This window comes from Photobacterium sp. AWH4_225 (assembly GCF_056158405.1).
In genome coordinates this window covers 2,221,637-2,235,175 of the sequence record NZ_JBSWTF010000001.1, presented here as the reverse complement: position 1 = coordinate 2,235,175, position 13,539 = coordinate 2,221,637, and the positions used below count along the sequence as shown (strand labels likewise).

At 44.2% G+C, this 13,539-nt stretch carries 10 protein-coding genes and 1 tRNA gene; 7 read left to right on the top strand and 4 right to left on the bottom strand.

The features are described from left to right. Positions 1-129: 129 nt before the first annotated feature. The 5 genes from ACXAD4_RS10570 (at position 130) to ACXAD4_RS10550 (ending at position 6,999) form a co-directional block, all read left to right on the top strand. Positions 130-2,169, top strand: coding sequence for a methyl-accepting chemotaxis protein (locus ACXAD4_RS10570; protein ID WP_475241205.1), 2,040 nt, complete (start codon positions 130-132; stop codon positions 2,167-2,169). A 73-nt stretch (positions 2,170-2,242) separates the two neighbouring features. Further along, positions 2,243-2,965, top strand: a complete 723-nt coding sequence (locus ACXAD4_RS10565) for a tRNA-uridine aminocarboxypropyltransferase (RefSeq protein WP_475241203.1) — start codon at positions 2,243-2,245, stop codon at positions 2,963-2,965. 187 nt (positions 2,966-3,152) lie between these two features. After that, positions 3,153-4,061 carry an N-acetylglucosamine kinase gene (gene nagK / locus ACXAD4_RS10560; RefSeq protein WP_475241201.1) on the top strand — a complete coding sequence of 303 codons (909 nt, stop codon included), beginning with the start codon at positions 3,153-3,155 and terminating at the stop codon, positions 4,059-4,061. A 125-nt stretch (positions 4,062-4,186) separates the two neighbouring features. Beyond that, a complete protein-coding gene (locus ACXAD4_RS10555; RefSeq protein WP_475241200.1) occupies positions 4,187-5,437 on the top strand; it encodes a DEAD/DEAH box helicase in 1,251 nt (416 codons plus the stop codon). Between the two features lie 263 nt (positions 5,438-5,700). Further along, on the top strand, positions 5,701-6,999 hold the full coding sequence (locus ACXAD4_RS10550) for a GGDEF domain-containing protein (RefSeq protein WP_475241198.1): 1,299 nt from the start codon (positions 5,701-5,703) through the stop codon (positions 6,997-6,999). Between the two features lie 81 nt (positions 7,000-7,080). On the opposite strand, the gene ACXAD4_RS10545 is transcribed toward ACXAD4_RS10550, so the two are convergent. Continuing rightward, on the bottom strand, positions 7,081-8,151 hold the full coding sequence (locus ACXAD4_RS10545; RefSeq protein ID WP_475241196.1) for a beta-ketoacyl-ACP synthase 3: 1,071 nt from the start codon (positions 8,149-8,151) through the stop codon (positions 7,081-7,083). A 153-nt stretch (positions 8,152-8,304) separates the two neighbouring features. On the opposite strand from ACXAD4_RS10545, the gene ACXAD4_RS10540 reads away from it, so the two are divergent. Continuing rightward, positions 8,305-9,285, top strand: coding sequence for a Gfo/Idh/MocA family protein (locus tag ACXAD4_RS10540; RefSeq protein ID WP_475241195.1), 981 nt, complete (start codon positions 8,305-8,307; stop codon positions 9,283-9,285). A 71-nt stretch (positions 9,286-9,356) separates the two neighbouring features. Here ACXAD4_RS10540 and ACXAD4_RS10535 read toward each other — a convergent pair whose 3' ends face one another. From ACXAD4_RS10535 to ACXAD4_RS10525, 3 genes are all read right to left on the bottom strand, one after another. Then, the gene (locus ACXAD4_RS10535) at positions 9,357-10,727 is read right to left on the bottom strand and encodes an SLC13 family permease (protein ID WP_475241194.1); all 1,371 of its coding nucleotides are present in this window, start codon (positions 10,725-10,727) and stop codon (positions 9,357-9,359) included. Positions 10,728-11,309: 582 nt separating this feature from the next. Next, entirely contained in the window at positions 11,310-11,987 is a 678-nt protein-coding gene (locus ACXAD4_RS10530) for a SanA/YdcF family protein (protein WP_475241192.1), read from the bottom strand. A gap of 265 nt (positions 11,988-12,252) precedes the next feature. Beyond that, positions 12,253-12,329 (bottom strand) — tRNA-Pro (locus tag ACXAD4_RS10525). A 761-nt stretch (positions 12,330-13,090) separates the two neighbouring features. Here ACXAD4_RS10525 and ACXAD4_RS10520 point away from each other — a divergent pair. Beyond that, complete coding sequence (locus tag ACXAD4_RS10520; protein WP_475241190.1) at positions 13,091-13,417, top strand: hypothetical protein; 327 nt, start codon at positions 13,091-13,093, stop codon at positions 13,415-13,417. Positions 13,418-13,539: the final 122 nt, after the last annotated feature.

Here is a 13,539-nt window from a genome sequence, read left to right as displayed (position 1 = left end):
GTAAGTTTGCCATCAAGATGTCCAGCCCATAACGCTATGATCTAGCGACATGAAAATAATATGTTTCTGTTTTGTGGGTGACATATAACTCCAAGATACTGGCTGAACTTAATCAGGGATATGATCAGCATGAAAAACCAACCTCGGGGCAAAACACGTCTCTCCATTGTTGCCTCAATTCAAATCGTCTTTGCGTTACTGGTTGCGACCGGTGGTTTACTGTCGTTCTTTGGCAATAATGGGTTAAAAAGTGTTGCACAGGAATTTGAAGTGCTGAGCAATCAGGCGCTTCCTGTGACGATGAACTCAAGTGTTATTGTGAGGGCATCATTGCAATCCGCTCAGAACCTCAGTGAAATGATCAACAGTTCTTCGATTGAAGAGCTGGATGTTGCATATCAGGCTTTTGACAATGAACAGAAAGCAATGGCTGTAGCCCTTAGTGAGATGCAGCGGCTTGCTCAACAGAATCAACTAGGTTGGTTGATGAGCGATATTCGTACATTGAGCGCGCAGGCTGATCAGGTTGCAACGACTGCGGCAACGTTATATCAATCGCAACAAGATATTCTGGTTAATCGAAACAAGATTGAATCTGATAAAGCAATGATGAACTATGCGGTTTCTTCTGTTCGTGCAGAAATGAGTCGGGTAGGTACAGAAGTGTTTGCTACTGATTTGGAAGGTATCAACCATGTGACTAATTTCGTGAATCACTCTCTGGAAATGGCAAGCCATCTGATGGCCTTAATGCTAGAGCGTGACTTAGCGAAAGCCGAAGGATTTGTACGAAGTTTGCAAAGTACAAATTTATCGGGAATGAATTACGCTTGGCGAGAAATGAATCGTCTCGAGCCAAGTATTGCTGATTACACCAGTGTTGTCGTTCCTTTTACTATGGTTAAGGAGTTATACGATGAAAATGGTATTGTTGATTTGCAATTACAAACACTTGCGCTGCAGGAGCAACAAGCGGGTAAAGTGCAGGATGCGCAACAGCAAATTGCTTCAATGGCTTCACAAATAAATACGCTTACCGATGGCGCCAATCGTTTGGTTGAGCAAGGTGAAGCTGGCGTAATGGAAGCAAGTGAAAATGCCATGGCTTTGTTTCTTACCTTTAGTATTGCTGGGTTGGTGGTCGCCATTATTGCCAGCAGCTGGATTAGCCAAACGGTAAAACGTTCACTTCAGAAAATTGATCGAGTTGTGAAGGCGACGAGCCATGGTGATCTAACGGTTAAGGCCACTCAAGATGCACCCAAGGAGTTTGCAGTTTTAGGCGGCTTGTTGAATCAGTCGAACCTAAATAATAGCCAGACACTTAGTAAGCTTGTCGAAAACAGCCACCAATTAAGCACGGCAGCAGAAACCAGCCAAAAAGCGGCTTCACAATCACGTATTGCCATTAAAGATCAAAGTGATGAACTCACAGCCATTGCAACTGCGATTACCCAGCTGGAAGTGTCAATTAAAGAAATTGTTGCCAGCACCTACGAATCTGAGCAAGAAGCAAAACAAGCTAATGATATGGCCCAGCAAGGCGTTGATATTATAGACGAGAGTACATCTCGATTGCGTCAGTTGGATGAGCGCTTTGCGGTAAATGAAACCCGTATGAAAGAACTTGATAACCACGTCGATAAGATCACCGAAGTGGTCGAATTGATCAGTGCGATTGCAGACAACACGAATTTGCTTGCACTGAATGCAGCGATTGAAGCTGCTCGTGCTGGGGAGCAGGGTAGAGGGTTTGCGGTTGTTGCTGATGAAGTTCGTAAGCTGGCCAGTGAAACCAATATGCAGACAGCATCAATACGGACGACTATCAACGAGCTGCATCAGGCCGCCCAGGATGCCAATGAGGCGATGGTGGTGAGCCGCAAGGAAATGACCTCTTCGATTGAACTGAGTAGTGAAGTGCAGGCCTCGATCCACCAGATCAAATCGATGATTGCCAGCATCAATGACAAGGTAATCGCTATTGCTGCTGCTACTCAGCAACAGGAAAATGCCTCCATCGAGGTTGGGCACAGTGTCGAGCAAGTCTCGCTTAAAGCACAAACCAACAGCCGAGAGCTCAAGACGCTGGTGGAGCAAGCCGGTATGGTATCGGATATCGCTCATCAGCAGCAGGACTTGCTGTCAAAGTACCGATTACAGTCATAACAACGAATATTCATTGTAATCACCACAAACGCCAGTAAAATGCTGGCGTTTTTTGTTTTTAGGTAAAGCTGTTATGCGTATCCATGCTGTTCATAAGTTATATGATGAGCGTCTTGCTCGTTCTACTCGTCCATTCCTTGCCCGAGGCGGTAAAGTCGAGCGCTGCTTATTTTGCATGCTACGCAAACATTTGTGTATCTGTTCCAACAAGCCTGAAATTACGTCTAATGCAGCCTTTCTGTTGGTGATGTACGATGATGAAGTTCTCAAGCCAAGCAATACTGGCCGTCTGATCGCTGACTTATTCGAAGATACCTACGCTTATATCTGGTCACGTACCGAACCTAACCCAGAAATGCTGGCGTTGCTTGAAGACCCGCAATGGCAGCCTTATGTGGTTTTCCCGGCTGAGTATGCGGCACCCGAGCGTGTTGCAGAGCAAGTAGAGATGGAATCTGGCAAGCGTCCGCTCTTTATCATGCTTGATGGCAGTTGGGCGGAAGCAAAGAAGATGTTCCGTAAGAGCCCTTACTTGAATCATTTCCCTGTCTTATCTATTAATCCAGAAAAGCCTTCGCGCTACAAAGTACGTGAGGCGTCTAAAGAAAACCAGTTAGGGACCGCTGAGGTGGCTGCTCGCATTATTGATTTATTTGGTGAGCAAAAGAATGCAGATGTTCTGGATCTATGGTTTGATGTTTTCCGCGAAAACTATATGACTGGCAAGTTGAACAGGGTGTTGCCAGATGACAATGCAATCATCCAGTTACGTGAATACATGGTCAGCTACGCTTAAGCCGTTGAGTGGTGCAAGTGATTGTTGCAGCGGTTTAAATTATGCAACATTTTGATGTTTCTTTCAGCAAACGCGATAGATAGCACCACTCAGCCCCGCTAAATCTGCACCTCGTCACAGTCTGTAGGTGTAGATATGTGGATAATTTTTTCAGTTTTGTTTTTTTCTTATTTTTTTGGAGTGCAGGATGTACTACGGCTTTGATGTGGGTGGAACCAAAATTGAGTTTGGTGCGTTTAACGAGAAACTTGAGCGCGTAGCCACTGAACGTGTGCCGACGCCAACCGATAACTACGACCTACTGGTTGAAACTATCGCGGGCTTGGTAAGCAAATACGATGCTGAGTTAGGTTGTGAAGGCACGATCGGCCTTGGACTTCCTGGCATGGAAGATGCTGACGACGGTACGGTATTAACAGTAAACGTGCCTGCCGCTAAAGGTAAGCCTCTTCGCAAAGATCTTGAATCCAAAATTGGTCGCTCAGTAAAAATCGAGAACGACGCTAACTGTTTCGCACTTTCTGAAGCTTGGGATGAAGAGCTACAAGATGAGCCATCAGTGCTTGGTTTGATCCTTGGCACGGGCTTCGGTGGCGGCTTTATCTATGAAGGTAAAGTTTTCTCTGGTCGTAACCACGTTGCTGGTGAAGTAGGCCATACGCGCCTTCCAATCGATGCGTGGTTCCATCTTGGCGATAATGCACCTCTGCTAGGTTGTGGCTGTGAGAAGAAAGGCTGCTTGGATAGCTACCTGTCTGGCCGTGGCTTCGAGCTTATTTACACTCATTACTACGGTGAAGAGAAGAAAGCGATCGAGATCATCAAGGCGCATGCTGAAGGTGAGGCGAAAGCTGTTGAGCACGTAGAGCGTTTCATGGAGCTTCTGGCTATCTGCTTTGCCAACCTGTTCACAGCAACCGATCCGCATGTTGTGGCACTGGGCGGTGGTCTGTCTAACTTCGATCTGATTTACGAAGAAATGCCAAAGCGCATTCCTAAGTACCTGCTATCTGTTGCTAAGTGTCCGAAAATCATCAAGGCAAAACATGGCGATTCTGGCGGTGTGCGCGGCGCTGCATTCTTGAATATTAAGTAATTTCGTATTCTGCTAAACACTATTCGCTAATGTAAAAGCACCGCCATGCGGTGCTTTTTTTATCTCACACTTATCCTGCTTTTTTGTTAGAATCCCGCCTCTTTTGAATATTGTCGGTATTGTGCATGTCTTTCCAATCCCTGGGGCTAAATAGCCAACTCGTTGAAAATGTCTCTTCACTCGGTTTCGAAGTACCCACACCGGTGCAGTCTCAGGCTATCCCAGAAATACTGGTAGGTCATGACGTGTTGGCTGGTGCCCAAACCGGTACCGGAAAAACCGCTGCATTCGGGCTTCCGCTGCTACACCGTCTATTGGAAGAGCAATCGGACGTTGCTGAGGCCAAACAGGTTAAAGCATTGATCCTGACCCCAACCCGAGAGCTTGCCCAGCAAGTGTTCGATAGCTTGAGCCTTTACGCCAAAGAGACTGGGTTGAAAGTTGCTGTTGCCTATGGTGGCACCAGTATGAAGGTACAGGTTAAGGCGCTGGAGTCTGGCGTTGATATTTTGGTTGCGACACCTGGTCGACTGCTTGACCATGCCCATGTCCGTACCGTTGATCTCCGTGAAGTGAAATACCTAGTACTCGATGAAGCAGACCGTATGTTGGATATGGGCTTTATTGATGATATCAAGCGTATTCTCAAGCGAATGCATACCGAGAGACAAACCTCTTTTTTCTCGGCGACATTTGGTAAGCAGGTCAAAAAACTGGCATTTGATATTCTCGATGATCCCAAGCTGATTGAAGTGACACCGAGCAACAGCACGGCAGTTACTGTCGAGCAGATGGTGTATCCGGTCGATAAACACCGTAAAAGTGAATTGCTGGCTTACTTGATTGGCTCTAGAAATTGGCAACAAGTGCTGGTATTTACCAAAACCAAGCAGGGATCGGATGAACTGGCCAAAGAGCTCGGCAAAGACGGCATCAAAGCGGTATCAATCAATGGTGATAAAAGCCAAGGTGCTCGTCAGCGTGCTCTGGACGATTTTAAGTCGGGTAAGGCGAGGGTGTTGGTTGCTACCGATGTCGCAGCTCGTGGTCTAGATATTGAGCAGCTGGAATACGTAGTTAACTATGAGATGCCTTTCAAGGCTGAAGATTATGTTCACCGCATCGGTCGCACTGGTCGCGCAGGTCAAACCGGCCACGCCATTTCCTTGATGAGCCTAGACGAAGAATGGGCGTTGCGTGCCGTTGAGGAATTGTTAGATACACGCCTGCCACAGCAGTGGTTGGAAGGCTATGAGCCGGATCCAACAATTGAGCCACCAGAAAACCGCCGACGTGGACGTTCCAGTGATAAAAGGCGTGCTAAGGCGAAATCGCAAATTCACAAGAACAGAGGTCGTCATCGCCAGCGTAAATAGCCTGTTCGGTGTGATACAAATAATTTTCTCTTGAAATAAAGCATCACTTTGAGTGGTGCTTTTTTGTGTCAATAAAAGGAAAAGACATATTTTAATAGCGAAAAGTTGTGATGATTCATGTAAAATACAGTTCTTATTTTTCTGCGTAAAGTTATAGGCTTGGTGATAAATTCACCATCTGATAATCTTAATTATCTTATTGTTATTAAAATTAAAAATACGCAATATTCAGTTTTACTTCTTGGTTTTATCATAGGTATTCAGTGGATAATTTAAGACGACGTATACGACTAGCGGCTTATTTTCTGCTGACGTTTTCTTCTTTAACTTCGTTGTTTCATATCTTAGGGGGCTTTGAGAAGGAGTTAAAGATTGATACTGGGAATGCAACATATTCCAATATCGATGATAGTTCCCAGGGGGGAGATACCCAGTCAGTTATTGATTTCAATGGAAAATCGGTTGAACTGAATTGTGATATTGGTGAACAGGGCAAATGGCCTTTTTGCGAGATATCTGTTGATCTTAATGAAAACAATGGTGGACTCAATCTTTCTTCTTTTCATTCTATAGGTATAGATGTCGATTATTTCAGCCTTATCGATGGTGAAAGGTTAAGGGTATACCTTCGAAATTTTGACCCCGCATATTCAGTCGAAGGTGATCCGGTCTCTTATAAATTCAATGCTATTGAATATGCACCAGGTATCGGCAACGGAATTAAAGTGATCCCTTTGAAGTCATTTCAGGTGTTGTCATGGTGGATTGCTGATTATGAAGTGCCGATAGAGAATTCTGGCCCTCAATTCGATAACATTGTGCAAATTGAAATTGCGACGGGTAGTCATATCAAGCCGGCGCAATATTCTATCAAACTGAACCGCTTGGTTTTTTATGGCCATTGGTTATCTGAGTCGGCACTGCTTCGGATTAATATTTTATTGTGGATCATGACGGCTATTTATTTCCTGGTCGCCGAGCGTCGGCGGTTGGCTGAACAGGTCAACGAGATGGGAGCCAAAGCCGACTATTTGAAGCAAGTTAACCAGCAGCTCTATCAACAGTCACTGGCTTTTGAACAGATGGCATTTACCGATAATCTGACGGGGACTCAAAACCGTCATGCTGTCGATCGCTGGCTACGAGATATTGTTGATTTTTCCCAGCGAAATTGTCATGCATTGTCTTTGGTGTATATCGATATTGATTATTTTAAGCGTATCAATGACACCCTAGGTCATCACGGTGGTGATGAAGTGCTAAAAGAATTTGGCCGAGTACTTAACTTACGTGCTCGAAAGACTGATGTGGTTGTTCGATGGGGGGGCGAAGAGTTCATTATCTTCTGTCCAGCGACAAACCTTCGGGGTGCCAGAGAGTTTGCAGAGATGGTCCGTGAAATTGTCGAGAGCTATCAGTGGGCCAATGGGCTTCATATAACCTGTAGTATTGGCGTAGCTGAATATCTATCTGGTGAAGAAATAGAGACATTTATTCAACGGGCTGACAGTGCTTTATATAAAGCGAAATCGCAGGGAAGAAACCGTGTAGAAGAAGCGTAGTCTTAAGCAATTTTTCAACCGAGGGTTGAGAATGGTATAAAAATACCAGCGATTAGTCGCTGGTATTTTATTAGGTATAACCTATTTGGTGCAGTGCTTAATGGCATTCTCTAGCAGCTCAGTCGCTGTCTGGTGGCACTCTGGTAGTGAGATATCGGTTTCATGTACAGGGGTGATACGTTGGCCCCACTTAATAACCGAAGCCCCCCAGGTCAGTCCTGCGCCAAAGGCTGCTGATAAGATGGTATCACCAGGTTTAATGCGGCCTTGTTCAACCGCTTCACATAGCGCAATAGGAACGGTAGCTGCAGATGTATTGCCGTATTGGTGGATATTGATGAAGGCCTTTTCTAAGGGAATACCAGCGTGATCGCACAAGGCTTCAATAATGCGTTGGTTTGCCTGGTGGGGGATGACGACATCGATATCTTCTTGGCTTAAATTGGCTCGCTGCAATACCGTATTGGCTGCTGTTCCCATTCCTCGAACGGCACGGCGGAAGATCTCTCGGCCAACGAAATTAAAGGCAAAATGGCCGGCGTCAGGGTTGAAACGATCCATTGCGGTACCAAATTCTGGAATAGCAAGAACATCACGGCCTTCAGGATCACAACCTAGCTGAGCATCTAGCAGCCCCGACATCTGCGTAGAACGGCTTAGCACTGCAGCTCCAGCACCATCACCGAAAAGAACGGCAGTATCGCGCTGGCTCCAGTCTAGGTACCATGAAAGGCGCTCGGCACCAATAACCAGAACATGTTGGTAGTTTCCTGCCTGAATCATCTTGGTGGCTGTTTCCAAGCCATAAAGAAAACCTGTACAAGCCGCGTTCATATCAAAAGCAGCAGCTTTAGTTGCGCCGAGATCTAGCTGAACTTTTGAAGCTATATTAGGAACTAGGGTATCAGGGGAGCAAGTAGCGATAATGATAAGGTCGAGCTCGGAGGCATCGACACCAGCTGCGGCGAGAGCTCTTGCGCCAGCAACTCGAGCCAGTTCAGATGTGTTCACATGGCTAATGCGTCTAGATTCAATTCCAGTACGAGTTCGAATCCATTCATCAGAAGTATCAACAAATTGACTGAGCTCGTCATTGCTTAGCTCAGTAGGTGGGAGGCATTTTCCCCACCCGGTAATTTCCGCGTAGTACATAGCTTCACTCGTATTAATATTCGACCTAATCAAAATAACCATAACTGACTGTTAAAACAAGGTATTGCTTTGCTTACATGTAGATATTGTAGTTATGTCTGATATTAGTATTTGTTACACTGATGGTAGCTAATAACTACAAGGAAATAACCAATGATTCGTTTGGGTGTAATCGGTACAAACTGGATCACGGATCGCTTTATCAGTGCGGCACTATCAACTGGCCAGTATCAATTGACAGCGGTTTACTCAAGAAAGCTGGATAAAGCGACGGAGTTTGCCAGTAAGTATGGTCAAGTTGAATGTTATGACTCGTTGGACGATCTTGCAAACAGTGATGTTATTGATGCTGTGTATATTGCCAGCCCTAATTCACTGCATGCCCCTCAGGCTAAAGTGTTTATCAACGCAGGCAAGCATGTAATTGGTGAAAAACCGCTAGCTTCAAATATTACTGAAGTGCAGGAGTTAATTGAGCTTGCGGTTGAAAAGCAGGTACTTCTGTTTGAAGCGATGGTAGCAACTTATGTTCCTAATTTTGAAGTCATTAAAAAAACGCTACCAAAGCTAGGAAGATTGCGAAAAGTACACTTAACGTATTGCCAGTATTCTTCACGTTACCAGAAATATTTAAACGGAGAGAACCCTAATACGTTTAACCCTGAATTTTCTAACGGCTCACTGATGGATATTGGGGTGTATCCGCTGAGCAGTGCTATTGCTTTGTTTGGCGAACCGAGCAGTATGACTGCACAGGGTACTTTGCTTGATTCTGGTGTTGATGCCCACGGAACTCTAGTTCTGCATTATAAAGACTTTGACGTCACCGTGACCCACTCAAAAGTCAGCGATGGTTTTGTTCCGAGCGAAATACAAGGAGAGCAGGGGACTTTACTTATCGATTTTATCTCTCAGTGTCGTGGGGTAAAACTATGCCGTCGGGATGAACCAGTAGTGGAGTTAACGGTCGAGCAGGATGAAAACGCGATGCGCTATGAGGCGGAAGAGTTTGCCCGTTTGTACCATGCTGGTGCGGTTAACCATGAAGGCCTGCTTAGAACTCAGATAGTCAGTGCTATCACGACTCAAGCCCGCAGCATTATTGGTGTTCGTTATCCTGCAGATGAAATCTAAATTAGTTTCATCAAATTCAAAAGGGTGGTCAATGACCACCCTTTTTTATTGGTTACTAAAGTGACCTTCTATTACCAGAACAGGTATGCTAGTGCCGATAGGGCCGCGATACAAAGGATGTTCAAGTAAATACCGACTTTCATCATGTCAGACTGTTTGATGTGACCAGAGCCAAACACGATTGCATTCGGTGGTGTCGCAACTGGCAGCATGAATGCACAAGAAGCAGCAACGGCAATCAGCGCTGACAGAATAACTGGCGATACACCAAGTGCTTCAGCAACAGTCGCGAATACAGGAACCAATAGTGCTGCACTTGCCGTATTACTCGCAAACTCAGTCAGGAATACTACGAAACCGGCGATAACCAAGATAGTGAAGAACAGGCCTGCTTGCTCAAGGAAACCACTTAAGCTGTGAGCCAGGAACACGCTGGTACCCGTCGCTTTAAGAACGTTGCTCAGGCAGATACCACCACCGAACAGTAGTAAAACACCCCAGTCTGTTGATTTCTCAATATCTTTCCACTGAACTACGCGAGAAGCGCCGAGCATAACGATTGCAGATAGGGCGACTAATGTATCAAAGTTCTTGAACCCACCCAACATGCCATTGATTGGCTTGCTGAAAATCCACAGCATCACGGTAAGAGCGAAGATGACCAATGTGGCTAATTTACTGTTGTTCCACTCTACAGGTTTATGGTCTAGCTCGAAGGTATGATTAAGGTTTGGCTTTAAGATAAAGTAAAGTAGGGCAACGGTAATTGGAAGCAATACAATGGATACAGGTAAACCAAATGCCATCCACTCAGTGAAGCTCAAGCCAACTTCTGCCGCTGCAATTGCGTTAGGTGGGCTACCTACCACTGTAGCAATACCACCAATACTGGCACAGTATGCAATACCTAGAAGAACGAAGACATAAGTACTGCGTTCACTTTTGGCGTTGACTTTATTTAGAACACCAAGCACAAGCGGTAGCATCATTGCCGTGGTCGCTGTATTACTGATCCACATTGATAGTGCCGCTGAAACACCAAAGAGCATAAACACGGCAACTGACATACGGCCCTGCGCAATAAGCAATACTTTATCAGCGATTGCTTTATCCAGCTCTTGTTTGTGCAGTGCTGCTGCTAGCGCAAAGCCACCTAAGAAGAGGAAGATAATAGGGTTGGCAAAATTGCTTAGCGCCGCAGGAGTCGGGAATATATCGAAGCCGACGGCAAGGATGGGTACCAAAATCGCAGTAATACTGACATGCAGTGCTTCTGTTAACCAAAGTACTGCAACGAAAGTAAGAATACTTAGACCAACAACCACTTCTTTTTCAAAAGGTAATGTATTTAAAAGTAGGGTAAAGAGGGCGATGTCTGCCAGCAGAATAATACTGTTCCGGTCAAACAGCCACTTGCGTAGTGTCATAGTCAAGGCTGTCATAGTTGTTTCCTTTCATCTGATTATAGTTATCACATGCAATCTTTTGCACTAAGGTGACTCGAGATGAATGTTACCAACTGTTTTAGGTTTGTTAATGCTTGTGTGTCGAATTGTTGGTCATTTGACGATTTGATTGAATGAAGTGTGAGGTTATAAAGTGGGAATGTGTAGAAAAGTACCCATTTCCGTGGATGATTAGTATACGAATAAGTTTATCTTAACGGCTTACATTTAAGTACGACACACTGTGATATTGATCTCATAGATTGCGCGTTTTCGTTCACGCCTGTTGCCTGCTTTTATGCTAAAGGTATCATAATCGGCAGTGATATAATTTGATAGATTAATCGTTGGCGGATAGCATGAAACAGCAAGGAACGAGAAAGCGGATACGGCAGGATGCACAAGTGCATGTTCGTAATGTGAGAACAAAATTTATTAAGTCGTTTAATAGTTTATCTAAAGGGGAGCAGGCAATCTCAACAGGTAACAAATAGCTGCCGTTAAGCGATAGTTTCAAACACGAAATGAAAGATATACCCAGCATCGCTGGGTATATCTTTTAGAGAAGTCAAAGAAGGCCTAAGTAGGAAGGTTAGGGCCTTCTAGCTCAATCGGTTCTTGTTCAATAGGCTCTTTCGGTCCGGCAAACTTAGGCTTCATATCCAATATATATACATCAATGAGCGCTTTTATTCTGGCGAGTACTTCTCGGGTGCGTATCTTTAATCCAGCCAACCCTTTAGGTTCAGGGACGGCAAGACAAATGGCATCAATTTTATTTCGATCTGCAATGAACAGCGCACGTTCACAGTGAAAACGTTGGGTAATGATGACAAAGTGATTAGCGTCGAACACACTCTTAGCTCTTACGACTGAGTCTAGGGTTCGGAAGCCCGCATAGTCCAATACAATATCTTGCTCAGGTATACCGGATCTGAGCAAGTCACGCTTCATTGTCCAAGGTTCATTGTAGGAGCGATGGGCATTGTCCCCACTAAGCAGCAAGATATTCACTTTACCCTCTTGATACAGCCGTAGGGCGGCATCCATTCTGTACTGATAATAGGGATTCAGTGATTTGGCGATATACTTGCTGGTTCCTAGCACTAAACCAACCGAGCGGGCAGGCGTTGATTCGGTGTTATCAAAAATACGTGAGGCGGCTTGATCGGAGAACCATCTGTCGACCAATAGAATGCATGAGATGAGCAGAATACAGCCAATTGCACTTAAACGTATGATATTCAAAAGCTTCATAACGTTTCATTAAGTGATTTGGCGGCTAATGTGACCAGGGAAAGACTTCTTCCCCAGCTAACAAAAAAGTACATGTGTTTCTTAATTCCCTTATGTCGCTTGTAGCGAAATTACAATGCAATGATGTGTTTCAGTAGTTTAACCTAATCGATTGAGGCCGTTGTGTAAAATCAGCGTCAAATACGCCTTCAGATTCGAATACGTCATTATCATATACGTCAAAGAATTGTGCAGTGGGTCTGTTGGCAGGAAAACAAAAGCCTTTTGGTCGGACATACTGGATTCGAACCAGCGACCCCTACTCCCCCAGAGTAGTGCGCTACCAAACTGCGCTAATGTCCGCCAAAAGGCTTTATATTCATTGCTTTAGCTGAGAATTGATTAAATTTTACAATACAAAGGAAAGAATGCAATAGGCTGGGAATCTAAAATAAAACCTGTCTCTCATTATTCGTGATAAATCTATCTGCCTGATTTAAAAGTAATCAATTCTTTATGATTGCCTTTGATGGCAGTGACCGGCAAATGAACCTGTGGTAAGACCTGATGACACCTTCGCGAAAGGCGAGTTGTCTATGCTTCTATCCTGCGTTGTTATTGTTTCTTGATTTAGAGCCACTAGATCTTCAAAACAATGCCTTGTCTATAAGCTTTTAAATTCTCGCTTAACCTGCATCTTGTAGTAGCTTGGGTATAAAGGGTTTGTTTATAAATCTACGCAAACATGATTACAAAAGGGCGCTGAAATCGTTATAAGGAACTCATTTGCTAAAGTGTTCACTCTAGTCCACAATGACAATATGCAATCAAACCCTTCTGATTGCTGAATATTTGATAATTTCCTTAAATTTATGTTCACAAGGATTCTAACAAGAGGTATTATCAGCGCATCTACCCTTAGTAGTTCCTTAACTATTGCCACTCTTTGCTTCTGACAACTTCTGTGCTGCATTGGATGTGGTTCAATATGACAAGAATTCTCTTGCCTTGATGCAAGGTAAAATATTTAGAATGTTATTTGCATATCATCATGACATCACTCAAAGGCCCAAATAAAAGCTTGTGATCACAATGCATGGTATTCAGTTTAAGAGGTAATATAGATGGATAACTTTGCAGCTGCTGAAAAAGCATTATCAGCAATGCTTAATAGTGTTGAAGCGAAAACCGTTAAAGTTGATACAAAAACGGGTGTTGTAAAAGAAGAGCGTGTTGATTACCGCCAAGTACTTATTGATTTTGCTGATGAAGTACCTGGTCGCCAAAAGGCTGTGATCAAGCGCATGCCACTACACAAAATTAACAACCTTATTGCTGTTCTTCATGAGTTTAAAGAAGAAGCCCGTCAGGTAAGAATGATGGAAATCTTGGCTCTTATGGAAAAAGATGGTGTCGTACCAGAAGACTTGGTTGAACAAGTCGAAGAATAACAATCTCGCTTTAAACTGTTAATAGTAGATATTAGCCAGCATTCGGTAGAGTGTAGTTGAGCTAATTGATGACTCTCTGAACATATCTGAGCTTCAGAATTAATACTCTATTTGACTTAGAG